Annotated in this window: 24 protein-coding genes; 13 read left to right on the plus strand and 11 right to left on the minus strand. The window is 67.8% G+C overall.

Annotated features, from left to right (window positions below):
* Nucleotides 1-624: 624 nt before the first annotated feature.
* Nucleotides 625-1191 carry a hypothetical protein gene (locus tag HDA45_RS32805; protein WP_343072213.1) on the minus strand — a complete coding sequence of 189 codons (567 nt, stop codon included), beginning with the start codon at nucleotides 1189-1191 and terminating at the stop codon, nucleotides 625-627.
* Between the two features lie 333 nt (nucleotides 1192-1524).
* Here HDA45_RS32805 and HDA45_RS32810 point away from each other — a divergent pair, with 333 nt between their 5' ends.
* The 3 genes from HDA45_RS32810 (at nucleotide 1525) to HDA45_RS32820 (ending at nucleotide 4015) form a co-directional block, all read left to right on the plus strand.
* Entirely contained in the window at nucleotides 1525-1731 is a 207-nt protein-coding gene (locus HDA45_RS32810; RefSeq protein ID WP_184901898.1) for a hypothetical protein, read from the plus strand.
* A gap of 556 nt (nucleotides 1732-2287) precedes the next feature.
* Nucleotides 2288-3400 carry a hypothetical protein gene (locus HDA45_RS32815; RefSeq protein ID WP_184901900.1) on the plus strand — a complete coding sequence of 371 codons (1113 nt, stop codon included), beginning with the start codon at nucleotides 2288-2290 and terminating at the stop codon, nucleotides 3398-3400.
* Nucleotides 3401-3505: 105 nt separating this feature from the next.
* Nucleotides 3506-4015, plus strand: coding sequence for an integrase (locus HDA45_RS32820; protein WP_184901902.1), 510 nt, complete (start codon nucleotides 3506-3508; stop codon nucleotides 4013-4015).
* A 296-nt stretch (nucleotides 4016-4311) separates the two neighbouring features.
* Here the strand turns inward: HDA45_RS32820 and HDA45_RS32825 are convergent, their stop codons facing one another.
* Nucleotides 4312-7407, minus strand: a complete 3096-nt coding sequence (locus HDA45_RS32825; RefSeq protein ID WP_184901904.1) for a tetratricopeptide repeat protein — start codon at nucleotides 7405-7407, stop codon at nucleotides 4312-4314.
* Between the two features lie 200 nt (nucleotides 7408-7607).
* On the opposite strand from HDA45_RS32825, the gene HDA45_RS32830 reads away from it, so the two are divergent.
* The gene (locus tag HDA45_RS32830; protein ID WP_184901906.1) at nucleotides 7608-8540 is read left to right on the plus strand and encodes a hypothetical protein; all 933 of its coding nucleotides are present in this window, start codon (nucleotides 7608-7610) and stop codon (nucleotides 8538-8540) included.
* Nucleotides 8541-8638: 98 nt separating this feature from the next.
* Here the strand turns inward: HDA45_RS32830 and HDA45_RS32835 are convergent, their stop codons facing one another.
* The 3 genes from HDA45_RS32835 to HDA45_RS32845 all read right to left on the minus strand — a co-directional run bounded on the left by HDA45_RS32835 (nucleotide 8639) and on the right by HDA45_RS32845 (nucleotide 10877).
* On the minus strand, nucleotides 8639-9358 hold the full coding sequence (locus tag HDA45_RS32835) for a DUF8017 domain-containing protein (protein ID WP_184901908.1): 720 nt from the start codon (nucleotides 9356-9358) through the stop codon (nucleotides 8639-8641).
* Between the two features lie 98 nt (nucleotides 9359-9456).
* The gene (locus HDA45_RS32840) at nucleotides 9457-9975 is read right to left on the minus strand and encodes an oxidoreductase (protein WP_184901910.1); all 519 of its coding nucleotides are present in this window, start codon (nucleotides 9973-9975) and stop codon (nucleotides 9457-9459) included.
* On the minus strand, nucleotides 9975-10877 hold the full coding sequence (locus HDA45_RS32845; RefSeq protein WP_184901912.1) for a methyltransferase domain-containing protein: 903 nt from the start codon (nucleotides 10875-10877) through the stop codon (nucleotides 9975-9977). Before HDA45_RS32845 ends, HDA45_RS32840 begins: the two co-directional genes overlap by 1 nt.
* Nucleotides 10878-11099: 222 nt before the next feature.
* Between HDA45_RS32845 and HDA45_RS42545 the strand changes: the two genes are divergently transcribed.
* The gene (locus tag HDA45_RS42545; RefSeq protein WP_246480872.1) at nucleotides 11100-11891 is read left to right on the plus strand and encodes an aldo/keto reductase; all 792 of its coding nucleotides are present in this window, start codon (nucleotides 11100-11102) and stop codon (nucleotides 11889-11891) included.
* Nucleotides 11892-11922: 31 nt separating this feature from the next.
* Here the strand turns inward: HDA45_RS42545 and HDA45_RS32860 are convergent, their stop codons facing one another.
* Entirely contained in the window at nucleotides 11923-13416 is a 1494-nt protein-coding gene (locus HDA45_RS32860) for a carboxylesterase/lipase family protein (RefSeq protein ID WP_184901914.1), read from the minus strand.
* A 77-nt stretch (nucleotides 13417-13493) separates the two neighbouring features.
* Between HDA45_RS32860 and HDA45_RS32865 the strand changes: the two genes are divergently transcribed.
* From HDA45_RS32865 to HDA45_RS32875, 3 genes are all read left to right on the plus strand, one after another.
* Nucleotides 13494-14093, plus strand: a complete 600-nt coding sequence (locus tag HDA45_RS32865) for a TetR/AcrR family transcriptional regulator (RefSeq protein ID WP_184901915.1) — start codon at nucleotides 13494-13496, stop codon at nucleotides 14091-14093.
* Nucleotides 14094-14281: 188 nt separating this feature from the next.
* The gene (locus HDA45_RS32870; protein ID WP_184901917.1) at nucleotides 14282-14983 is read left to right on the plus strand and encodes a hypothetical protein; all 702 of its coding nucleotides are present in this window, start codon (nucleotides 14282-14284) and stop codon (nucleotides 14981-14983) included.
* Between the two features lie 111 nt (nucleotides 14984-15094).
* Complete coding sequence (locus HDA45_RS32875) at nucleotides 15095-15742, plus strand: pentapeptide repeat-containing protein (protein WP_184901919.1); 648 nt, start codon at nucleotides 15095-15097, stop codon at nucleotides 15740-15742.
* A 10-nt stretch (nucleotides 15743-15752) separates the two neighbouring features.
* Here the strand turns inward: HDA45_RS32875 and HDA45_RS32880 are convergent, their stop codons facing one another.
* Nucleotides 15753-16451, minus strand: coding sequence for a GntR family transcriptional regulator (locus HDA45_RS32880; protein WP_184901921.1), 699 nt, complete (start codon nucleotides 16449-16451; stop codon nucleotides 15753-15755).
* A gap of 137 nt (nucleotides 16452-16588) precedes the next feature.
* Between HDA45_RS32880 and HDA45_RS32885 the strand changes: the two genes are divergently transcribed.
* From HDA45_RS32885 to HDA45_RS32895, 3 genes are read left to right on the plus strand one after another with little or no spacing between them, the layout of a single operon-like run.
* Nucleotides 16589-17446, plus strand: coding sequence for a fumarylacetoacetate hydrolase family protein (locus tag HDA45_RS32885; protein ID WP_184901923.1), 858 nt, complete (start codon nucleotides 16589-16591; stop codon nucleotides 17444-17446).
* Nucleotide 17447: 1 nt separating this feature from the next.
* Nucleotides 17448-18371, plus strand: coding sequence for a VOC family protein (locus HDA45_RS32890; RefSeq protein WP_184901925.1), 924 nt, complete (start codon nucleotides 17448-17450; stop codon nucleotides 18369-18371).
* Between the two features lie 43 nt (nucleotides 18372-18414).
* Nucleotides 18415-18930, plus strand: a complete 516-nt coding sequence (locus HDA45_RS32895) for an SRPBCC family protein (protein ID WP_184901927.1) — start codon at nucleotides 18415-18417, stop codon at nucleotides 18928-18930.
* 63 nt (nucleotides 18931-18993) lie between these two features.
* On the opposite strand, the gene HDA45_RS32900 is transcribed toward HDA45_RS32895, so the two are convergent.
* Nucleotides 18994-19272 carry a DUF3892 domain-containing protein gene (locus HDA45_RS32900; protein WP_184901929.1) on the minus strand — a complete coding sequence of 93 codons (279 nt, stop codon included), beginning with the start codon at nucleotides 19270-19272 and terminating at the stop codon, nucleotides 18994-18996.
* Between the two features lie 222 nt (nucleotides 19273-19494).
* On the opposite strand from HDA45_RS32900, the gene HDA45_RS32905 reads away from it, so the two are divergent.
* Entirely contained in the window at nucleotides 19495-20067 is a 573-nt protein-coding gene (locus tag HDA45_RS32905; protein WP_184901932.1) for a hypothetical protein, read from the plus strand.
* 483 nt (nucleotides 20068-20550) lie between these two features.
* Here HDA45_RS32905 and shbA read toward each other — a convergent pair whose 3' ends face one another.
* A complete protein-coding gene (gene shbA, locus HDA45_RS42900) occupies nucleotides 20551-21726 on the minus strand; it encodes an RNA polymerase sigma factor ShbA (RefSeq protein WP_184906308.1) in 1176 nt (391 codons plus the stop codon).
* A gap of 189 nt (nucleotides 21727-21915) precedes the next feature.
* On the opposite strand from shbA, the gene HDA45_RS32915 reads away from it, so the two are divergent.
* Entirely contained in the window at nucleotides 21916-22167 is a 252-nt protein-coding gene (locus HDA45_RS32915) for a WhiB family transcriptional regulator (protein WP_184901934.1), read from the plus strand.
* A 96-nt stretch (nucleotides 22168-22263) separates the two neighbouring features.
* Here HDA45_RS32915 and HDA45_RS32920 read toward each other — a convergent pair whose 3' ends face one another.
* Together HDA45_RS32920 and HDA45_RS32925 are read right to left on the minus strand one after the other, a co-directional pair.
* A complete protein-coding gene (locus HDA45_RS32920; protein WP_184906309.1) occupies nucleotides 22264-23787 on the minus strand; it encodes an MDR family MFS transporter in 1524 nt (507 codons plus the stop codon).
* 87 nt (nucleotides 23788-23874) lie between these two features.
* Entirely contained in the window at nucleotides 23875-24501 is a 627-nt protein-coding gene (locus tag HDA45_RS32925; RefSeq protein WP_184901935.1) for a TetR/AcrR family transcriptional regulator, read from the minus strand.
* Nucleotides 24502-24527 lie beyond the last annotated feature (26 nt).

Raw genomic sequence — 24527 nt, forward strand, 5'->3', positions numbered from 1 at the left:
CGGCGTCTCCGATTGGGCTCCGTTGCCCACGTAGAGCCCGATACAGGCAGACACGCAGCGACACTCGGCCCGAGCTCAAACTGGCGTTGACCTGCACAAACCGGCAGAATCTAGCATTCGACGACACTGGCTGACATGCCGGATCTGCGGTCTCATAATCCCTTGGCCGTCGGTTCGAGCCCGACCCGGCCCACTGCATAAACATCGCTGCCGTTCTGCGGGGATTTTGGTCCTTCGGCGGCAATTTCGCCTGGGCGCTACTCGCGGTGGTCTCCGTTTGTTCCGGTGTGCCGATAGGCGTAGCAGCCTTTCTGCTTCCGCCGCGGACTGCATCAGATTCGGAGTTCTTTGCTTCCACAGCTGGACAAGCTCGGTGTGGTCGCAGGTCGGTTGGGCGTGATCCGTGTTCTCGAGCAGAACGCCAGTGACGTCGATGGTTACCCTCGCAATGCGCACTTTGGAACCGGCGCGGTCACGTCAGGCGGTGAACTTCCTCCCGTTGTCCGGATCTTGGCGTTGCCCTCCCAGATGACGGACTCGGTTCGTAGCCAGCGGAGGAGATCAGCCCACCAAGTCGCCGGGCGGCTCTACATGGAAACGTCCGCTCATTCCGCTGGTCGGTCGTCACGGTGTGGCGGGGTGGTCGGGCGATGATGGCGGGGGTTGGAGGGATTTCCACGTGAGTTCGGGAAGCGGGCCGCTGGTGATGTCGAGGTCTGCGCGGGCGTGGGCATAGAACTCGTTGCGTAGTCGCATGGCATTCCGGTAGGCGTTCGTGAACGCGGCTGTGTCGGGGTGCTCCTCGCGCAGGATGTGCTCCAGTTGCCACACCTGTTCGCTCCATGCTCGTGCGGCGGAGATCGTCGCCGGTTCGCCGAGGAGCAGGACGGTCTCCCATCGTGCGGCCCGTTCGGTCTCCCCCTCGGCGAGGTCGGCGAATGCGGAGTCGAGGTCGATGGGCTGACCTGTGGGCAGCAGCTCTTGGGTCTCCGCGATCCGACGGCACAGCCGGACCATGTGCTTGACCGCGTTGGCGTACTCCGAATACGCGAGCAGACGCTTGTCGTCCCACCGGGCGGACTGCGTTCGCCGCCAACGGGCTCGCTCGGTGAGGGAGGTGACGACGAACGTGGCGGCTGAGCCGAGCAGGACACCGGCGATGGTCAACACCTGCGCAACGATCGGGTTCACAGATCACAGCCTGCCATCTCCCAGACCGTCCTACCTACCCATTCGGAGATGGCGATAAGAGAGGCAAGCACCCTCGTCGACCGGGCAGCGCACGCTCATGTCGCTATGAGGACCTTCGGGCAGGCGGCTGGGCCGGCCCATGCTGCCCTGTCGCCGCGGCCGTCGAGCTCACTCCAGCCGAGGAGATGCCAAGAGTTTGAGGCTGATCATGGTGACGTCATCAACAGACAGCGGTGAATTCCCAGGTCGCGCGAGATCGACATGTCACGAGCGGCGAGAACCGAATTGTTCAACCACGGCGAAGAACGACCGTGATACGGCAGTGGTGCTCTATTGCCCAGACGCCTTCGGCTGTTGGTCCGCAGCCTCACTCTCGAAGCCGACGAACTGGAAGAAGTCGACCTGCCGCAGCCGGAATACCTACTCGATGAAGATCCATATGACCATCTCGGCATCGACGAGGACGCCGCTTACGCGATCTACTGTGACGACCCGTCTAAACACGACGCCAGGCTGACCGCGCACTGGCCGGCCCTCTGACAGCCGTAGCGCAGGACGTAGTTCACCACCACTTCGACCATCGCGACTCAGCGTGGACCGCTTTCGCGCTAGCGGCAGAGTCTGTTGTCCGGACCGGCTGAGTAGCCTTGCCGATCTCGCGAGGCGGTCGGATCAGCGAGAATCCCGCGTGTCGGGTTGAGACGGCCGGTCTTCAACGGGCGGGGTAGCGTCAGCAGTGGCGCCGCTGGTGGGTACGTTCTGTGCATGTGGCAGTACGCGTTGTGGGGACTCCTGGGAGCAGCGGTCAACCGGTCGTTGCTGTTCGTAGAAGCCAGCCAGCGTGTAAAGGGCTGGCCTTGGACCCGACCTCACGGCCCCGGCGGAGGGGTGTACGCGGTCTCCGTCGTCGTTCACCTGGCGATCGCCGGCTCGACCACGGCCGCGGTGGCCACGACCTCACTGATCAGTAACGGCCTGATCGCCTTCGGAATGGGAGCCGCGGCCCCCGTCGTTGTCAAAAAAGTAGCGGGGTACGCCCTGCAGTCCCTGCCGTCCGCCGAGGACAGTCCCCAGCGAGGAGAACGGGGCAGTAGCGATGGCTCGTAACACCTTCGCCCGTCTGCTGGCGGCGCTCGCTGATGCCACGCCCGCCTTCACCCCACCATCGGCGCCTGACGCACCCGGCCGAGGCCGTCGCCTGCTCACCGCGCTCGCCGACGCCACACCTTCTTTTCATCCAGGCGGCCCTCCTCCCGGCGTCGCGAACCGCGCCGCCGCAGCCGCACCGGAAGGCACCGCCGACTGCCCCGGTTCCGAGAACGACGCCGACCTCGGTCCCACTGATCTTGAACAGGTCGTCCAGCGCTTGATCGAAAGGACCCCGCGCGAGCGGCTGGAGTCTCGTATTTCTGTGCCGATCGAATGGATGCGGCTCATACGGGCGTGGGCACGTCTGCTCATCATGAGTGAAAAGCTCACCGGTGTCCTGGACGACCTCGTGCCACGCGTCCGGGTGCAAGACCTCACCGTCCGGCGCGTCGAGGCTCTTGCCGCAGACCTTTCCAACGGGATCATCGACGAGTTCAGGGACGCGTCAGTCGATGTAAGCGCCTTCTTGAAGCCCGTCGGGTATCCCGACAACGCGCGCAAACTCTTCACAGCTCAAGTGACAACACTACGTTCGATGCTCAGCGAAGTCAGCAGAAAGCAGTCCCGCGAACGCGTTGACGACGAAGTCGCAGCAGCACACGAACTCGCTATCGAGATCGTGCGGGTGCTCACCCACTTACTCGGCGAGTTGCTCAGCCCACCGGAACCGCCCGTGGATCGTCCTCGGGGCTCTGAGGACGCGCGAGCGATCGCCCACGGTTTCAAGGCATACGCTCCGCGACGGGCCACTCCGCCAGCGGGCTCACATTACGGCCCTGGCATCATCGTGGATCGGCGCTACAGCCCAGGCAGGCTCATCACGGTGCTGGACAGACTGGAAACGGCAGTCACCGACTTCACCGACGCGGACCTTGCCGAAGCCGACCTCCGCGGGCTACGTCTTCGCGGTGTCCAGTGGTCCATGCTGACCACCCAGTGGCCACCGGGATGGGCCGACCTCATCCGCGCGATCTCAGTCCCCATCGCCCCGGACAAGCGACCCGACCTCTATGAGATCCGCAACGATCCCGAGATGCTGGCGCGCCAGACATTCGAGTAGCGGCGGCCGTGCCAACCCGCACCGCTCAACCAGTTGCTGGTCCGCGCCGACCTGCGGGGAGCGTCCGGGGAACTGCTGCGCTGCACCCCGCACGACTTCCGTCGGATGTTCGCGACCGAGGCGATCGGCGGAGGGCTGCTCGGCCACTCCAACATCAACACCACGCAGGCATACCTGGCCGTCTTCGACGAGGAGCTCATCCGCGCCTACCGCGCCTTCGTCGACCACAGGCGAACCGAACGCCCCCAGGCCGAATACCGCGAGCCCACCGACGAGGAATGGCGCGAATTCCAGCAGCACTTCCAAACCCGCAAGCTCGAACTCGGCGAACGCGGCCGCCCCTACGGCACGCCCTGCAAACACGAACACGCCTGCGTCCGATGCCCGAGCCTGCGCCTGGACCCCGCCGCACGACCCCGGCTGGTCGAAATCATCGCCAACCTGCGCGACCGCATCCAGGAGGCCCAACTCAACGGCTGGCTCGGCGAGGTCGCCGGCTTGCGGACCAGCCTCAATGAGGCAGCCCGCAAACTGGTCAGCCTCGACCGAACCAAGGACCGCGCCACCAGCCAAGTCGCTCTCGGCATACCCATCATCACCGACCGACGAACGTGAGTCCGCAGGCAACGGGAAGCGAGGCCGAACTAAGGCGATGGGTTCACGGACTCAGACGATGCGGTGCATCGGGACGTCACTCCAGACCTCAGCAGAGATCGAGGACTGCAGGGCTCAACTGCCCAGCCGCGGCCGGGACGGGGCAACGATGCCCAAAGTACGTGACCAGCACGTAAGAGCGCTTTACCCGCCCAAGCCGTCAAGAAGCTGATCCCGGATACAACGCACGCTCATGCCGATGAGCGGATGTTTTGGCCACCGACGGCCGGTTCCGTAGCGAACGCACGGTGGCGGCTTCAGGTAGTTCGTGCCTTGTCGAGGTTCGAGCGGATGATCTGGGTTGTGGGGTGGTCGGGACCGAAGACTCGTTCGCTGTCGGTGAGGGTGGCCTCGTACAGCGGGATCGCGCGGCTCAGATCACCCGCCGACCGGTAGGCGTAGGCCAGGTTGTTGCGCGAGGTCAGTGTGTCGGGGTGGTCGGGGCCGAGCACTCGTTCGCTGTCGGTGAGGGTGGCCTCGTACAGCGGGATCGCCCGCGCAAGGTCACCCGCCGACCGGTAGGCGTAGGCCAGGTTGTTGCGCGAGGTCAGTGTGTCGGGGTGGTCGGGGCCGAGCACCCGCTCGTAGTCGGTGAGGGTGGCCTCGTACAGCGGGATCGCCCGCGCAAGATCACCCACTGACTCGTAGGCGTAGGCCAGGTTGTTGCGCGAGGTCAGTGTGTGGGGGTGGTCGGGGCCAAAGACTCGTTCGCTGTCGGTGAGGGTGGCCTCGAACAGCGGGGTCGCCCGGGCAAGATCACCCGCCGACTCGTAGGCGCTCGCCAGGTTGTTGCGTGAGGTCAGTGTGTCGGGGTGGTCGGGGCCGAGTACCCGTTCCCGATCGGTGAGGGTGGCCTCGTACAGCGGGATCGCCCGCGCAAGGTCACCCGCCGACCGGTAGGCGTAGGCCAGGTTGTTGCGCGAGCTCAGTGTGTCGGGGTGGTCGGGTCCCAGCACCCGCTCTCGATCGGTGAGGGTGACCTCGAGCAGCGGGATCGCGCGGCTCAGATCACCCGCCGACTCGTAGGCGCTCGCCAGGTTGTTGCGCGAGCTCAGTGTGTCGGGGTGGTCGGGGCCGAGCACCCGCTCGTAGTCGGTGAGGGTGGCCTCGTACAGCGGGATCGCCCGCTCAAGATCACCCACTGACTCGTAGGCGCTCGCCAGGTTGTTGCGCGAGCTCAGTGTGTTGGGGTGGTCGGAGCCGTGGAGGCGTTGGTGGCTGTCGCAGGCTCGGCTGCAGTAAGCGATGGCGGTGCTGATGTCGCCCTGTCCTTTGAGGTAGGTACCCAGCTGGTTGAGCAGGTAGCTGGTGTGGCTGGTGTCGGTGTCGGGTGTGGTGTGTTCCAGCAGGGCCCGCGCGTGGGGCAGGACCATCCGTAAGGCGGGCCAGTCCGCGGGTGTGTGTGGATGCAGCTTGGAGAGGTTGGTCGACAGGATGGTTGTGGTGGTGTCGCGGGCGGTGGCGATGTCGGCGGGCTGGCGGTGGGGGTCGGTGGGGTCGGGTGTGCGGGTGACCGCTTGTACCAGGCGATGGACGGTAGCGGTGTTCCCGGTGAGGGTGATCATGCTGTAGGCGGCCAGACGGCCCAGCGCCTCGGATAGTTCCGGTTCCTCCACCGCGCCGGCCAGCAGGTTCCGGGGGATTCCGTCCGGGGCGTACCAGGCCAGTTGCCGCAGCACCCGCCCCGCAGCCGGTGTGTCGGTCAGGTGGTCGAGGGTGACGTGCCAGACCCGTGCCATCGTCCGCTGCGCGTCACCGCCTTCCGCCGTCGCGGTGAACATCCGCTCCGGAAACTGCGCCAGCAACTCGAGATAGTCGGCGGGGCTGGTCCGGGTCTGCGCGAGGTATGCGCCTGCCTGCTCGACCGCCAGTGGCAGCCAGCCCAGCTCTTCGCACAACCGGTCCGCTCCGGCCATGTCCGCCTCGGGCCAGTCCGACCACACGATCCGGGCCAGCAACGTCACCGCCTCGTCGTCGGTGAGCACGTCCAGCGGCACCGTCTCCACCGCCCGCCACCCCGAACGCTGACGACTGGTGATCACCACCGTGCCCGTCCGCACCCGCTCCAACAGGCCCGCGACATCCCGCGGACTGGTCACGTTGTCCAGCACCAGTAGCCAGCCCTCATGGGTCGCCAGCCACCGCACAGCCAGCTCGACCCGCTGCTCTGCAGGAAGCACCACCGCCTCCGGCGCCAGCGCGCCGGCCAAACCACCCAAACCCGACTCAAGCGCCGGCGCTGAATCCGCCGTCACCCACCACACCGGGGAAAACCAGTCGGCGTGCAGCTCGGCGAACCGGGCAGCCAGGGTGCTCTTGCCGACCCCGCCCAAACCGTGCACCGCCACCACCACCGCGCGACCACCCGACCCGGCCACCGCGGCCTCCAATCGGGCCAACTCGTGTGTCCTGCCCACGAACACATCCGGCTGCTCCGGGATGCGACCCAGCCTCGGAATTGCCAGAAGCGACTCCATCACCGGCACCCCCGACGTCTGACGGCCTACCCCTGCGCCGGCGTCCTGAGGGCTCTCGTTGAGCCGAGACTGACGGAGGATCTCTTGCCGGCCGGTGGCACCAGGCCTGGCCTGCAGTGCCGTGATGATTCCGGTGATGAAACGTTTGACCTGGCTGTAGACCAGGTCGTTGGGAGCGCTGGGTTTGCAGATGTCGATGTGGTCCGCGTCCACTGGGATCGGTGTCTGGCCTGGGATTCCGGGGTCGGCCGAGCCCGCGTCGACAACCTGCACACCCTTGGTCGGCCGGGTCTCGTAGAAGATCTTGTGCTCGATGTTCGTTGTCGGGTGTACAGCCCAGTTGCGGTATCTGGTGTTGAGCTGCCGTAGATGTGTGCTGTTGCGTTCCAGGGCGCCGATCGCCGGCGTCTTGCGGTAGATGACGGATAGCGCCTTGACGACGGCCATGGTGACGATGTCGGAGCCGGTGTGCGGGGTGGCCAGAAAGACCACCCCTCGGGTGGCGGTGGCGAACTCGGTGTAGTCGGCGCGACCGTCAGCCGCGTGCAGCAGCATTTCCTTGACTACCAGGCCGCCCATGCTGTGGGTGACGAAGCACAGCGGGCGTTGCCCGATTCCGTGACTTTCCAGGTGGGCCAGCAGGTTGATCGCCCGATCCTGGATCGGCATCGCGTGACCTAACCAGCGGCTCGACGCCGCGGCATACCCCAGCGACCAGACAGCCAATCCTTGAACGTCCCGCCCGAGCCACTCCGGCCAGAACACACTCTTCCGCTTCGCCGACCAGCTCTTACGGGAGTCGCCATCGAGGCCGTGCACGAAAACCACGTCCAACACCGGGTTCTCGCCGGTACCCACCTCGACGAGCTCGGTCACCGCTTGCCCCTCACACATCGATGCCGGGCCGCCCCACCGCGACTTCGGCTTGGTGAACTGTCGTTTACCACCGCAGCCTCGTTACATGTTCGACCACCCTCCGTAAACGCCCTGTCATGCCGCGGGGTGCCCAAACGTTGTCTGCGTCCCGGACGCCGGTTTGCTCGCTAGGATCAGGTGATCACTGAGGGGGTGATCGCGTGTTCGAGCGTTATCTGGCCGACTACCGCTACTTCGCGTTGTTCGAAGACGGTCGCGGTATGTCCGATGTCGGGAACGCCGAGGCCCTCTACCGCAGCCTCGGCTCGCACGACGAGCAGAAGTACGTCGGTCACGGTGTGTGGACGCAAAGCACTGGCCTGTCGAAGACCGGCGATCGGAACTCCTACGACGACTACCGCGAGGTGAGCGCCGCGGAGCTGGAGAGGCTCAGACAACTGGCCGACGACCGCGGGCCTGCGAAGCACGAGCAGCGGGACGGGTTCGAAGGCGGCGGCTTCGCGGTGTTCCGGCATGAGGCCGACATGGTCGACCTGCGCTCCGCGTACGCCGTGGTCGACGAGCTACTGCCGGAACACACCTACGCGTTGCCGCTGGCGCCCTTCGAACGGGACAGCCTTGCGGGCATCGTCGCTCTGCTGGCGGCACGGCGACGAGCCGAACAGGTGAAGGGCCACTACTACTTTGCGGAGTTCGAGAGCCTGGACGACGTCGCGGACCTCGACCGCGCCCACGCGCTGATTCGCTCTCCGTCAAGCGGCGACAGCGAATGGGAGACCTACTTGCAAGAGGGTGTGTGGGTGCGGGGGAAGGAGCCGCAGAGAAGGATCGTGCTGCCGGTCGGCCGCGACGATCTGGAACGGGCCATCCGCGGACGAGAGACCGCCGAGGTCAGGTACTTCGACGTGTGGTTCCGCTCGTCGCCAAAGGGCTGGTACCTCCTCCACGATTACGTTCGCCGCACCGGATCGGTCGACGAGACCCCAGACGGGCCCCGCTGGCGACACACCGACGTACTTGAACGGCTGAAGCCCGGCTTGTGGGTGGTGGAGCTCGGTGAGCGGCACTTCCGTCGCATATTCACCGTCGCCGCGATCACCGGAAGGCCCGCTCCTGGACGTCATGGGCGATGACGACTGGCGGCATCGCCCGCTCATACCGCGATGAGGACGTTCGGCGATTCCTCGCCCTGGTGTCCCTTGTGGACGGTCATGGGGAAGGCGGAACCCGGTCACCCGAGGCGCGCGCTGTCCGCGATCCTGGTGAGGTCCTCTTCGCCAGGCGAGTCCGGCATCTGCAGGTCACCCCACACCACGACCAGCAGCGTCCCTTGCGCGGTGGGCAAGGCGACCACCCGGTAGGTGGTCGACGGCGGGTCACACTCGTCCCTGGCGTGCGGGGTGACCGTGCCCTGCACCTGCGCCCCGCCGTCCGGGCGGCGTCCGACAGGGCCGGAGGACACCTGACCGCCGCTGCGGAAAGCCCGATTTCCCCGATACATCAACGCGTCCGCCGCGGCCGCCATCGGATCGGTGATACGCGCCCGGTCGAGGTACAACTGGCCGAGGATGGCTTTCGGGTTCGTCGCGCAGTAGCCCGGTTTATACCGCGCGCCTCGGGTTCGCGCGTCCGGGATGTAGGTTCCATCGACCGGCTGCCAGGTGGGTGGCACCTCGACGAACACGCCCAGCCCGAGCTCCAGCGTCGTCCAGCCGGGCGCCGGCGGGGTTCGGGAGGTACTGCTCTCGCTGATAGGCCAAGATGGGGCAGCGCTGTCGTGCCTGCTGTTCAGGAACACCAGCAGCCCGGCCACCAGACCGGCGATCACCACCAGCACACCGACGGTGATCCCGGCGATCATCCCCGTGCGACGCCGTTTCGGCGAAGGCGCCGGGTAACCGGGCTGCGACGGGAAATCCGGAAACCACTGCTGCTGCTCCTGTCGCTCCACGAGCGCACGCTAACCCTCCGGCACGCGGTTCCGGCGCTCCTGTCCGCATCCTGCCAACGTCCTGTCATGCCGATGGGCGTGCGGTCTTGGGGCGGTTGTCACACCGGAGCGCGGTACCAGCAGCGATGTACGACCGGCTCGACGGCAAGCACGCTGGCTGTTGCCGCGGTCGCGACCGCCCAGGGGAGCCAGTCGGTTGATCCCGCCACCGCCCACACCGCGGCACCGAGCGCGACCACGGGCCGCAGCAGGGTGAACGGCCCGAGACCGACCAGGATCACGAACGTGCTCTCCCGCATCGGCAACAGCCAGTACGTCAGCAGGGATGCCACCACGAGCGCCGCGAACGGAACCAGCACCTGAAGCATCCGCATACCCGCACGTACCAGTTCGTCGTAACGAGTCCCGGGGTCGGCCGAGCCGCTCAGGGCCACCGCGACCGGCAGTGCCACGAGCACGAGGCCGATCGCCCCGCCCGCGAGTCCCCGGCGTGCGGCCAGTAGATAGTAAGGGCGTTTGTGGATCCGGGCGTTGCGGCCGGTCGCGGCCCGGAAACCCGCGAAGGCCGCGTCGATGAGCGCGAGCAGGCCCAGCAGGACCGGAACGGCTGTGGCCATCAGCCGGCGACCAGCCCACGCGCCCGGCGTCCCAGGGCATGGCGGAAGTTGTCGACCAACGCCGGGCGGAGACCGACAACCGGCCTCATGGCTGCGCAGAACGGGTTGGCGTGGATGGACGGTTCGAACAGGAATGCGTCCATCCCGGCAGCCGCCTCGACAGCGGACAACAGCACGGTGTCGTCGTGGGCGCGCAGTGCGGACGCGACGCCGTCGTGACGGCCCAGTGGCTCCCGCATCCTGGCGCGGTGGAACAGCCAGGCGCCCAGCGGGGCCAACCGGGTCGCGGAGATGTCGTAGTGGATGAACGCCAGCGTGCCGGCGCGGTCCTGGGCGCGGAAGAACTCAGGCAGTTCGTCGGCCGCGAAATGGTGCAGCACGCCGCTCGACAGGTAGACGGTGGCGTCCTCGGTCAGCGCGAACGCGTTCGCGTGGAGAAACGTGCACGGGAGTCGCTCATCCTCGGCCAGTCTGGTCGCCTCGGCTATCAACGCGCGATTGAAGTCCACACCCACCAGTTCGACATCCGCTCCCAGCACACCGGAGGCGGCCAGGCTCCGCACCATGAACCCCAACCCGCACCCGATGTCCACCACCCGCAGGCGGCTCCTGCTCGCTCGGATCGCGGTGAGCAACGGCACCAGCAACTCGGCGAACCGCTGTGCCATGTGCAGTTCCTCGTTGAGCCGCTGCAGTTCGGTGTGCACCCGGACCAGTAGCTCGTCCATCGCGACGGGATCCAGGAACTCGCCGGCCACGGGCATCCGCTGCACGATACGAGCGGCTCGTCGATCCCCGGCCGCGTGCAGCCGGGCGACCACATCCGCTCTGCGGACAGGGACGCGCTCGCCGGTCCGAGCATCCCACTCCACCACCAGATCGGAGATCTCCAGCACGGCCACGAGTGCACTCTAGCGATCAAGCTCGCGACGAGGCGCTGTGTGCCACTCCTCGCCAAACGTCCTGTCATACCGCGGTGGGGTCATCTTCGAGGTTCACTCGCTCGCGTCTGACCTGCTGGCTCTCCGGCTTGCTTTGGAGCGCGCTCCAGGTCCTAGCGTCGGTGGCGTTCGTCAGCCCTTCGAGGTTCCGCTCGGTCCGCTGGGCAGGAGGAGTATCCGCGCATGATCACCCGAACCACGCTCGGCTCGCCCGGTCTCACCGTCAGCGCGATGGGCTTGGGATGTATGGGGATGAGCGAGAGCTACGGCGCCGCCGACTGGGACGGCGGCCTTGCCGCCATCGACCGGGCCCTGGAACTGGGCGTCACGTTCCTGGACACCGCCGACGCCTACGGCACCGGGCACAACGAGGTGCTGGTGGGCCGGGCCGTCCACGGCCGCCGGGAGCGGGTGCAGCTGGCCACCGAGTTCGGCATCGACCGCAGCGCCGGCGACAGGGCACGCCGCATCCGTGGTGCCCGGGACTACGTGCTGCGCGCCTGCGACGCCTCGCTGCTGCGGCTGGGCGCCTGGACCTGTCCGCCGCCAACCCCATCCAGTGGGCGTTCGACGTACCGGGGCAGGTACGGGCAGGGCGACGTCGTCCGAGGCCCGTACGCCCAGGCCGCCGGCGCACCGATCCACCCCGCCGACTTCGCGGGCATCGCCGTGGCAGCCCTCACCGACGACGCCCACGCCGGCCGGACCTATCCGGTCACCGGCCCGCAATCCCTGACCCACGCGGAGCAGATCGCGCTCCTGGCCGAAGCGCTCGACCGACCGCTCCGGTACGAGGAACTGCCCGTGGAGCAAGCCCGAACGGCCATGGGCCCGCCGACGTCCTGCTCGACGACTGGGCCCGCCACCTCGACCGCCCGGCACCGATCACCGACACCATCGAAAGGATCACCGGCCGACCGGGCCGCACCTATGCCCCAGTGGGCCAAGGACTACCGCGGCGACTTCCTGAATTAGCGGGCCGGGGCTCGCGGCCCGGTCGAGGTCGCTACGACGAGAGATCGAAGGGGGCGGGGGAGTGGCCTTCCCAGATCTGGCGGGATGTCTGTTCGGGGTAGGGCAGGGTCTTCGACTCGGTGTCCAGGACGCGGGTGAGGTGCCCGCCGGGCCGATGAGCGGACCAGCCCGCGTCGCCGGTGGTGACGAACCGGACCCATGCCTCCTGGAGTTCGCGGGAGAGCGCGACGGCCTCGAGAGTGGGCTCCTCGCCGATGAGCTGGGTGCCAACAGGGCTGTCCAGCGTGCCGAACGCCAGGGGCACGTCGAGGCTGTGGCAGGCGCCCAGGACGCCGCCGAGGGCCGGGGCGACCCAGCACAGTTCGAACAGGTACGAGGTGCCGCCGGCCGCCGCGTTCGCCTCGGCCAGCTTCTGTGACGGCATGCGGAAGAGGGCGTCGGAGTACACCGTCTCCACCAGCTCCTCCGGGCCTGCCTGCGGGAACGCGGCACGGTAGGCCCGCGCGCCGTCCGGCTGCGGGGCGTGCAGTTCCAGGGCTGCGTGGGCGTCCTCCTCGGTGAACGTGCCGTGCCGTCCGCTCATGACGCTGAAGTACCGGAACTCGTCCCGGGTGTGGCCGACGAGCAGTTCGGTCCCGCTCGCTCGCGCGCCGGTCAGCGCGGGCCAGGGCGTTTCCGGGAGGACCTCGCCATCGACGACGGGGCACAGCGCGGTGCCGGTCTCCGTGAGGCGTCCCCAGCTCTCTCGGTGCGCGTGGAGGTCGGCGTTGAAGGCGGTGAGCTCGGCGGCCAGACGCCATGGATCGATGTCGCGCAGGGCCTCGGCGGTGGGGGCCGCCGCGCCGACCCGGTCCGCGAACGCGGCGGTGACCTGCCGTGCCAGCGCGGGGGTGTTGTGCAGGCCCGGCACCGACTGGGCGATGGCCCGCCGGAACAGGCCGCGCGCGGACTTCATCGTCAGCAGGGCGGCGACCGAGCCCGCCCCGGCGGACACCCCGCCCACGGTGACCCGGCCGGGGTCGCCTCCGAAGGCGGCGATGTTGCGCTGCACCCACTCCAGCGCCGCGATCTGGTCGAGGAATCCGCGGTTGGGCGGCACGTCGTCGAGGAACGCGAATCCCTCCGCGCCCACGCGGCAGTTGATGGTCACCACGACGATTCCAGCCTCCGCCAGCGCTGCCGGGTCGTACATCGGGTCGCTCGACGCCGCCGAGAGGTAGCCGCCCACGGGGATCCACACCAGCACCGGCAGTCCCGCCGCGCCGGGATCCGGAGTGCCGACGTTGAGCGTCAGCCAATCGCTGCCCTGCGGGGAAACGTCGATCGGCAGGGACAGCGGCACCACGGGGCCGAACTCGACAGCCTGCCTCGTCCCCTCCCAGCGGTGCGGCGGCGCGGGCGCGGCGAAGCGGAGCGCTCCGACCGGGGGCTGGGCGTAGGGGATGCCGCGGAACACCGCGTGTCCCTGTCGCCGTCGTCCCTGCACCACACCTTCCGTGGTCCGTACCTTTGGCTGTTCGGACATGACGCTTCCTTCCCCTCAAGCGACCCCCAGGTTATGGGTCAGGTGTATTATGTCAACTGTATTGGAAAGGGAGGGCGATGCCGAAACAGGTGGATCACCGCGGACGCCGCGAAGCGATAGCCCGCGCACTGTGGCGGGTGGTGGAGCAGCGCGGCGTCACGCAGCTGACGATGCGCGTGGTCGCGCAGGAGGCGGACATGTCACTCGGGCAGCTGCAGCACTACTTCGCCTCCCGGACCGACATGCTCTCCTTCGCCATGGATTTCGCGTCCGAGCAGACCTCGGCGCGCGTACACCAGGGGCTCGAAAAGCTCGGTGACCGTCCGCATCCCCGTGACGTGCTGCGACTGACGCTCGCGGAAATGCTTCCCCTGCATGCCGAAGCCCGCGCGACCAGCCGGATGAGCGCCGCCTACGTCCTGGAGGCGCTGCATGACGAGGCCGTGCACGAGCAGGCGCGCCGCGGCCTCGTCCGAGGGCGGGCCCTCGTCGAGCAGTTGGTCCGCCAGGCGATCGCCGACGGGCACATCGATTCCGGCCGCGAACCGGCGACCGAGACCAACCTGCTCCTCGCCCTCACCGGCTTCACCTCCCTGATCGAACTCGACGTGATCGAGCCCCAGGACGCGCTCGCCGCGATCGACGTGCATCTGGACCGGCTGTTCAGGAGTACGTGACGTGCTTGCCTGCCGGTGATCGTCGAAAAGATCTCCGGGCAGAACGCCCGGGCAAGCGCCGCCGCGATTTCGGCGATCGCGCCGTTGCCTGACGGGACCGGGGCCACGAAAGCCGTCCGCCCGGCTGTTGCGTGAACTCGTCGCCGAGGCGGCGTAGCGTCGCGCCGGTAGCGGGCGACTGTCCGTGCGTGACGAAATGGAAGTCGGCGAGCGGGGCGCTGCTGCTCAGCGCCGCTGCGCTGCTGGCCGGGATGACGCTGCTGTTCGGATGGGTCGACTGGGCAGCCGTCGGTCGGTGGGCGCGGCCAAGGGCGGTGCCGATGGCGCTCTTTGCGATGGCCGTCGCAGGAGCGGTCGCGGCGTGGTGGCGGTTGCGCGGGCCGAAGGCACCCCGGACCCGGGCGCCGGGGATCAACCGCTGGGTCCTTCTCGCCGCCGCGGTCGTGGTGGTCTTCGCGGCCTGGGGCGCGACCACCTGGCTGCTGGGCGAGGCTTCGGCTGCGAAGGACCCGGGCGCCGCGCGGGTCGACGCGATCAAAACCGGCCTCGGCATCGGAGCTGGCACCACCGGCGTCTTCGCGCTTCTACTGGCGGTACGGCGGCAGTGGCACAGCGAAACCGACGCGATCGAGAAGAACGTCACCGAGCTCTACACCAAGGCCGCCGATCAGCTCGGTTCCGCCGAAGCCCCCGTCCGCCTGGCCGGTCTCTACGCGCTCGAACGCCTCGCTCACAACAACCCTGGGCAGCGGCAGAGCATCGTCAACGTCATCTGCGCCTACCTGCGAATGCCCTTCACGCCACCCGGATCCAAGTCCGGCACGCCGGAATCAGATCCGGCACTGCATCACGCGTCGTTCCAGGAACGGGAAGTGCGACTCACCGGGTAACGCATCCTCACCGACCACCTCGACCCGTCCGACCACCGCGCGTTCTGGGACGGCATCGACCTCGACCTCACCAGCGCCCGCCTCATCGCTTTCGACCTGACGAACTGCCGGGTGCGGACGGCCCGCTTCATTCGAGCGACTCTCGACGGCAACCCGCGGTTCCGCGGCGCGACCTTCACCGGCACTGTTTCGTTCGGTGCGGCGACGTTGACCGATGCTTGGTTTTACGGCGCACAGTTCCAGGGTGACGCCTGGTTCGGCGGCGCGACGTTCACCGGCACCACCCGATTCGACGGTGCGAGGTTCGCCGGCACCGCCCGGTTCCCCGAGGCCACGTTTGCCGGTCCCGCCTGGTTCGGCCGTGCGAGGTTCATCGGCGACGCTCGATTCCTCAAGGCGACGTTCGTCGGCGACGCTGAGTTCGACGGCGCGACGTTCGCTGAAGACGCGAGGTTCGGCGAGGCGATGTTCATCGGTGCCGCAGAGTTCGGTGGCGTGACGTTCAGCCGCGGCGCGACGTTCACAGGTGCGACGTTCGCCGGTCCCGCCTCCTTCGATCAGACAACGATCTCCCACACTGTGTCGTTCAACCAGGCCACCTTCGTCGGTGGACTCCCCGTGATCAATCCGAGGCTCGCGGAGAAGACCCAGTTCGCAGATGTCATCCTCACTGCGCCTTCACCAGGCGATGGCGGCCTCGTCGTTGATCGCCCCGGGAAACGTGCGGCGGTGGACGGCCGGACTGTGCAACGGAATTGATCAGGGCCGTCTAGGTCTTCTCGAGCACCTGGTTGGGTTGATCGGATGCGCAGCTGATCAACAGCCGGGCGGTGTGCGCGATGTGGTCACGCAGCAGTTCCTGCGCGTGATCGGCGTCGCGCGCGAGAACGGCGTCGAGTAGTGCTCGATGCTCGGCGGCGACGTCGCGGCCGGGTTCGTTGCCGAGGGATACCGACCACTGGCGATACAGCTCGGCTTCCTGCCGCAACGACCGTGCGGCGTCGAGCAGCCGCTGGTTGCGGCAGCCGGCCAGCAGCGCGTGGTGGAAGGCCGCGTGTGCCTGCACCCATTCGTCGGACAGGTGGTCCGGATCGGCCGGGTCGCGATACGGCGCGCGTTCCAGAAAGTGGTGCGCGGCAACGGCGTCGGCCTCCCAGCGTGTGTCGCCTTCCCGCACCGACAGCCCCAATACCAGGGACTCGATCTCCGCCCGCGCCTGTGTCAGTTCGGCCAGATCCTGATGGGACAGCGGGCGGACCAGATACCCCTGACGCGGCCTGGCCACCACCAGCCCTTCGGCGACCAGTCTCGTCAGCGCCTCGCGGGTGGCACCGACGCTCACCTGGTAGCGGTCGGCCAGGTCCGGGAACTTGAGCCTGTCGCCCGGTATCAGCCGACCGGCGAGGATGTCGGCGCGCAACGCCTGGTGGATGCCGTCGGTGCGGGTCGCTCCGCCGCTCTTGGTCATGCGCTCCAGCCTAGCACTTTACGAATCTGGGTTGAACTTTCGAAAGTTTGGGTCTAGTTTCGAATTTAGCCCCACCGTCGTTTCCGCGGGCACCGACGAGCCGGCCGATCCAGGCCGAATCCCGGAAAGGTGAAGTCATGAAACTGGCCAATGTGGACGGACGCGCGGTCCTGGTGACCGCCGACGACACCGGAATCGACGTCGAAACCGCGTCAGGCGGCAAGTTCGGCCCTGGTCTCGTGTCCGTTTACGAGAACTGGGACGAGTTCCGGGCCTGGGCGCACCAGCCGCCCGCCGAACCCGGCGTCGTCTTCACCCGCGCGCAGCTGGGCTCTCCCTCACCGGCCCCGCGGCAGATCGTCGCGATCGGCCTGAACTACGACGCCCACGCCACCGAGTCCGGTTTCGAGGCACCGGAAGGACTTCCTCCGACGTTCACCAAGTTCGTCTCCGCGCTGACCGGCCCCGACGCGGAGGTCGTGCTGCCTGCCGGAGGCGACGTGGACTGGGAGGTGGAACTCGTCGCCGTGATCGGGCGGACCGCCACCCGCGTCGCGGAATCCGACGCGTGGGACCACGTCGCCGGGGTGACGATCGGGCAGGACCTCTCCGAGCGCGTCACGCAACTGGCCGGCCCCGCACCGCAGTTCAGCTTGGGCAAATCCTTCCCGAACTTCGCGCCGGTCGGGCCATGGCTCGTCACGCCGGACGATCTGGCGAACCGGGACGACCTGGCGCTCGGCTGCGCTGTCGACGGCGAAACCGTGCAGGACGGCCGCACCCGCGAGCTGATCTATCCGGTCGCCAGGCTGGTATCCGCGCTGTCGCGGACCATCACCCTGTATCCGGGCGATCTCGTCTTCACCGGGACCCCGGCGGGCGTGGGCATGGGCCGCACGCCGAAGCGATTCCTGCGAGCAGGTGAACACCTCGTCAGCTGGATCGAAGGCATCGGCGAGATACGCCAGACATTCGTTGCCGCGGAGGAGGACTGACATGGGCATGCACCGCCTCACCCGGGTCACCATGGGTGTCCCGAACGTCGCGGACACCATCGCCTACTACTCCGAGTTCGGACTCACCCACCTCGGTGGCGGGGCCTTCAGCACGCGCGAAGGCGGCGAGCAGCTGCGGATCCGGCACGCCGTATCCCGGCGGGTGCTCGAGCTCGGGGTGGGGGTCGACGATGTCGACGACGTCGCGCGGGCCGCGTCACGGCTGGAACGCCTCGGCGTGGCGGGTGGCACGGACGGCACCGCCGTCACCGCGATCGAGCCGGTTTCCGGATTCACCGTCCGCGTCGAGATCGCGCCGAGGATCGTGCAGCGGCCTGTCCCGGCCACCCCCTACAACGGGCCCGGTCGCATCGAACGGTTCGGCCGCGCGCCCGGAGTGCTGCGTGAGGACCCGATCCGGCCCAAGAAACTCGGCCATTGCGTGGTGGGCACGACCGATCTCCAAGCCACCATGGGGTTCTTCACCGAGGGACTCGGTTTCAAGGTCAGCGACTACATCGGAGACAAGGGCGCCTTCATGCGCTGCTCGGTCGATCACCACAACGTGCTGGCGCTCGCGGCACCGGTGAACTTCCTGCATCACACGTCCTGGCAGGTCGACGACATCGACGACGTCGGGCGAGGCGCGGCGGCGATGCTGGCAGGCGACCCCGGGCGCCATGTCTGGGGCCTCGGCAGGCACTACGCGGGATCCAACTTCTTCTGGTACCTCAAGGATCCGGCGGGGAACTTCAGCGAGTACTACGCCGACATGGACTGCATCCCCGAGGACGAGATCTGGACCCCGGAAGTCTTCGACGGCGCCCAAGGCCTGTTCAGCTGGGGCCCGCCCCCACCACCGTCGTTCCTGGAACCGGACGACCTCGCCGCGCTCATGACCGGACAGCACGCACCCTCCCGGTGACCGCGCCGGAAGACCTCGCATCTGATCAGAAAAGGAGAAAGTCGTGTCAGTGGAACTGTACGTCCGCCAGATCCCGGACAACCTGAACATCCGGTTCGTCGAGAACCGCATCATCATCAACCGCCCGGCGCAGGCCGTGTACGACTGGGTGACGACCTGGTCGAACCTGCCGAAATGGCTGCCGATGGCCCTCGGCACCGAGGTGCGACGCGGCACCGAAGGCGTCCCCGCCGAGATGGGCGACGTACTGCTCGAAACCATCCGGCCGGAGCTGAACGAGAAGCCGAAGCTCTACACCGTGGTGGCGCGGGTTCCCGGCAAGCTGTGGACGGTGGTCGGCCGGGACGTGCTCGACGACGGCTCCCTGGCCCCGGCGATGCACGCGATCGCCACCTTCACCACATTCGACCTCGGCGACGGGACGACCCTGTTCTGCCGCCTGTTCGAACGACTGATCCCGGACACCGAACCGCCCGGCCCGCACCCGGTCGAGGACCCGGCCCGCATCCAGCCGGGCCTGGAACTGATCAAGGCACACCTCGAGGGCACGGCCGGATGACGTCGGTGGCTCGGGGCCGCTCTGAGCGAAGGGGCAGCGTGGTCCATTGTGGACTATCCCGCCTCAGAAGCGGGGGAGCTCCAGCAGGTTGTTCTTCCAGATCCCGTCCGCCCGCGTGCGGAGGAACCGGGGGCCGAAGGTCGGTTTGATGATCTCCACCGCCACCCGGTGGATTCCCTCGTCCACGTAGGCCTTCCCGTCGTCGTCTTCGATCCACGCCACGATCGCCGAAACGAAGCTCTCACCGGTTTCGCCGCTGCCGGGGTTGATCCAGCGCAGCTTCGTGATGCTTTCGTGGAACTTCCCACCTTCGAGCCGCGCTGCGATGATCTTGATGGCCATGGTGCTACCTCTTCGGCTGGGTGCCCTCGAAGCGAACAGGGGTAATGCAGTACTCGCCACCCGTCCGCACCCCGTTACGCCGTCCGGCCGCCGTGCCTCGAACGTTACGTGTTCGAGCGCGGGGCGTCCGTTCTGAGTCAGATGACGCAGACGGCGCGCGTTCCCGCATGTCACAGTCCTCGCGCCGGCCGGAACACCAGCCGGGAGAGAGGGGAAACAGACATGTGCGCTGCACGTAAGACATCGGCCGGGCTCCTGGGGGCGGCGGGGATCGCGCTGGCGCTGGCCGGGTGTTCGCCGGATCCGGCACCGCAGGCCGCACCGGCGGCGCCCTCGTCGGCGGCCGCGGATCCGGCCGCGACGGTGGCCTGGATGAACGGATTCTGTGGCACGGTCAAGGATTTCGTCGAAGGCAACAACAAGATGCCGTCGGGAGGCGGCGAAACCATCGAGGCGATCAAGAAGAGCACGAGCGACCAGCTCGGGCACTACGCGGCCATTCTCGGCAAGACCGTCGACGGCCTCAGTGCCCTGCCCGCCGCGCCGGTTCCGGCCGGGGAGACGGCGAAGCAGGACTTCCTCGGGAAGTACACCTCGGCACGCGACAAGACCGTGAAGGCGAAGACCGATCTGGACGCGTCCAAGAAGGACGACACCGCCGCGCAAGGCCGGGCGGTCGAGGGACTCATCGCCGCGCAGAAGGACACGCACGGCGCGCTCGACCCTGTCGCGGCCATTCTGGGGGCTCCCGAACTGAAAGCCGCCGCGGCGACCGCGGAACGCTGCCGTTCGTGACTTGACCGGTCGCTATCTCCACTCAGTTGTGTTGAAGGCCTCCTTGGAGACGATCACCGTCTCCAAGGAGGCCTTCAAGACACGGGCCCACCCGCACCAACACACCCCGTGCAACGCGTGACCGCTCCGCGATCGGTGCCCCCAATGCCGCATTGGGGGCACCAGCCACCCGCGGTCGCGCACCCGGCAAGGCTCGAAGGGGCCCACGCCAGCGTCAGACGAGGTGATGGGCCCCTTCGCCCCAAGTCGGGTGCTCGACGTGGCTGCACCGCGCGTGAGGCGTCGGTCCAGGTGGTCGTGAGTGGCGATTCGGGTTAGGGCCAACCGTGCCTTAAGTACCTACTGGGATTCCGGCACGTTTTGATCCCGGACTTGCGAATCGCCACGCACACCAACAGTCACAGCGGCCGCGCGTGAAGACCCCTTCCCCAGTACGTCACGACCAACCCGACCCAGTCCCCACGGAGCCGGCCGCCGACCCGCTCACTCATCCGTGAGAATCTTGCGGAGCCGCGTCAAAGCGCGGTGCTGTGCCACCCGCACGGCGCCCGCCGTCGAGCCCACCACGCCGGCGGTCTCCTCGGCGGACAGGCCGACGACGATCCGCAGTACGACGATCTCCCGCTGCTTGTCGGGCAGGATCCGCAGCAACTCGCCCATCCGGTCGCTCAATTCGTTGTGCAGCGCCTGTTGTTCCGGCCCGACGGACTCCGAGACCCCGTCGGGGACCTCGGCGACGGGTTCGGTGCGGTTGCGGGCGGCGGCACGGCGGGCGTCGGCGACCTTGTGCTGGGCGATGCCGTAGACGAAGGCGAGGAACGGCCGTCCTCGTTCGCGGTAGGTGGGCAGCGCGCGGAGGATCGCCACGCACACCTCCTGCGCGACGTCGTCCGCCGAGGCGTACGTCCGTTCCTGCCTGCCGATCCGCGCCCGGCAGTACCGGATCACGAGCGGGCGGATGGTGGCCAGCAGATGGTCCAGCGCCCGCCGGTCACCCTGGCCGGCGGCCGCGACGGGGCCGTCGAGGCTGTACCAGTGGTCCGGTGTCACCTGTTCGGGCTCCGCGCCGGTCGGCGTGCCCGGCTCCACCAGGGCCAGTTCCCGGATCATCGCGCGGTTCTTGATCCGGGTCAGCGTGTCCTCGACGTCGAGACCCACTCTCAGCGCGTCGGCGAAGGCGCCGTTCGCGTTGTCCAGGTGGCCGATGAAGTCGGGGTCGTGCTCCTCCAGACGCCCGCGCGCATGGCGCAGCGTCGCGCTGACTGCCTCGTCCGCGATGCCGAGCACTCCGGCGATCTCCCGTGACGTGAAGCCGTCCAACGCCCAGGCCATGCCGAGTTGCTGCCGTTTCGGCAGCCGTCCCAGCATGGTCAGGACGGACGACGCCTCGTCGGCGAGGACGGTGAGTTTGTCCTCCCGGCCCGCGTCGGAGAAGGCCCAGTCGGCCCGGACCGCGGTCTGCTCCTTCGCGCGCCGGTGCCCGACGCGGCGGACCCACGATTTCGGCTGAGTGATGGTCTGCCAGTCCTCGTAGGCGTTGAGCATCGCCTCCGCCGCCGCGTCCCGCGCCGGGTCGAGCGCGAAGCCCGCCTTGCACAAGAAGCCGGTGAGCAGCGGAAACTCGGTGTGAAAGAACTCATCGAACTCCTCGTGGCCCATCACCCGCACTCACCGCTCCCAGCCGCCCGACGCGAATGCCCTCATGAGGACAGGTGCAGTGAGCGGGCCGCTGAGTGTAACGATTCGGTGAAGGTGATGTTTGCGCCACGCACCCCGGTGGATACCCGGTTCCGGGCGGAAGTCGTTTGACGCGGAAGGGAAAATCGAAGAAAAGGAGGTGATAGGAAAATGGAAACGAGGATGGCCGGTGACCTGAGTGAGGCCGCTTGCCGCGGTGAGGATCCCGAACTGTTCTTCCCGGTCACCGAAACCGGTCCCGGAGCACGGCAGGCGGCCAGGGCGAAAGCCGTCTGCGCACGGTGCCCGGTGATTTCGGCCTGCCTGGCCTACGCCTTGGACAACGGACTCGCCCACGGCGTTTTCGGCGGGCTGACCGGTAGTGAACGGCGCCGTCCGATTCGTGTCGGCAGCGCTGCCTGAAACCCCGCGATCGCGCGACTGGATTTCCACTGGTGGTTTTCGCGCGCGAAAAAAGAGGGGCCCGGTTCGGTGAACCGGGCCCCTCTCGCGTGGTGGTCAGGCGACGGCTTCGGCCGCGGTCTCCTCGGCCAGCCGCTCGTTCCCCGACTGGGTCTTGAGCGGTTTGTGCTTGAGGAACGCGACGGCGACGATCACCAGCAGCGCGATCGGCGCGCTGATCAGGAACAACTCGCTGGTCGCATCCCCGTAGGCCTCGCGGACGACGTTCGCGACCGGTTCGGGCAGCGTGGCGATGTTCGGCACCGCGCCGCCTTCGCCGCCGCCGGGCAACGGCCCGAGGTCCTCGGTGATCAGCGCGGTGACCCGGTTCGCGAGCACCGCGCCCAGCGCGCTCACCCCGATCGAGCCGCCGAGACTGCGGAAGAACGACAGCGTGGAGGTCGCCGTGCCGAGGTCGTGCGCGTCGACGTCGTTCTGCGCCACCAGGACCAGGTTCTGCATCAGCATGCCGACGCCGACACCCAGCAGCACCATGTAGGCGCCGAGGACGACGAGGTTCGTCTTCGCGTCGATCGTGCCCAGCAGGGCCAGGCCCGCGGTCATCAGGGCCGAGCCGAGCAGCAGATGGCTCTTCCACTTGCCGGTCCGGCTGATGAGCTGGCCCGAGACCGTGGACGACACGAGGATGCCGAAGATCATCGGCAGGCTCAGCAGCCCGGCCACCGTCGGCGACTTGCCGAGCGAGAGCTGGAAGTACTGCGACAGGAACACCGTCCCGCCGAACATCGCGACGCCGACGAGGAAGCTCGCGAGGGTGGTCAGGGTGACCGTGTGGTTACGGAACAGGCCCAGCGGCAGGATCGGCTCGGCCACCTTCGACTCGACGTAGACGGCGAGCGCGAGGATGACCACACCGGCGGTCACCAGGCCGACCGTCCACCAGGAGCCCCACGCGAACTGGTGCCCGGCCAGCGAAGACCAGACCAGCAGCGTCGAGACACCGGCCATGATCAGGAACGCGCCGAGGTAGTCGACCTTCACGTCACGCCGGGTCGTCGGCAGGTTCAGGGTGCGCTGCAGCAGCAGGATCGCCGCGATCGCGAACGGCACACCGAGGAAGAAGCACCAGCGCCAGCCGAGCCACGAGGTGTCCACCATGACACCGCCGATCAGCGGGCCCGCGATGGTCCCGACCGCGAACACGGCGCCGAAGATACCCGAGTACTTCCCGAGTTCCCGCGGCGAGACGATCGCCGCCATGATCACCTGCGCGAGTGCGGTGAGCCCGCCCGCGCCGATGCCCTGCGCGACCCGGCTGCCGATCAGGAGCTCGATGTTGCCCGCGAACCCGGCGACCAGTGAGCCGACCACGAACAGCCCGAGCGAGAGCTGGATCAGCAGCTTCTTGTTGTACAGGTCGGAAAGCTTGCCCCAGAGCGGAACCGTCGCGGTCATCGCGAGCAGTTCGGTGGTGACCACCCAGGTGTAGGAGGCCTGTGTGCCGCCGAGTTCGGAAACGATCCGCGGCAACGCGTTCGCGACCACCGTCGAGGCGAGGATGGCGACGAACATGCCCATCATCAGCCCGGACATGGCTTCGCGGACCTGTTTGCGGCCCATCGAACCCGGTGGCGACTCCGGTTCTCGCGGTTCGGTCATGGATACGGACATGGCTGTCCCCCTTCGTGTTCTGTGAGGCCGGGCGCGTCAGCGCGCGCGGCCGCCGGGCTCGGGGAGCCCGGCGAGAAGCATTTCGACGGCTTCGTCCAGCAGGTCGAGCGCGGACACCCGGCCGTCCTGCCGGTGCCAGAGGATGAGCGCGGCGTTGACCGCGCCGCCGAGCGTGGACAGCAGCAACGTCGGATACAGATCGACCTTCGAGTCCACGCCGACGCGGCGTGCGATCGCCTCGATCGTCGGCTCGACGGTGTCGTGGTTCATGGCCACCGCGCGCGAATGCAACGTGGGGTTCTCGTGGATCGCTTTCATCCGGCCGAGCCACTCTTCGCGGTTCTCGTCGATCTGGGTGAAGTCTTCCTTCAACGCATCGACGAAAGCGCGGGGAGTGCTGACTTCCTTAGGGGTGGCGAGAAACTTGTCGATGATGCGCTGTGACCGCTCCGCCGTGTCGGCGTGCGCGATGACGACCGCGTCCTCTTTGGACGCGAAGTAGTTGAAGAAGGTGCGCGGCGAGACCCCCGCCGCCGCGCTGATGTCCTCGACCGTCACCTGGTCCAGGCCGCGTTCGGCGACGAGCCGGACGGCGGTGGTCGCCAGCGCGCGGTGGGTTTCCAGCCGCTTGCGCTCGCGGAGGCCTTTGACGGGTTCGGGCATGAGCACCACGATACGCGCAAAGATGC

This window comes from Amycolatopsis umgeniensis, from assembly GCF_014205155.1.
GTDB lineage: Bacteria > Actinomycetota > Actinomycetes > Mycobacteriales > Pseudonocardiaceae > Amycolatopsis > Amycolatopsis umgeniensis.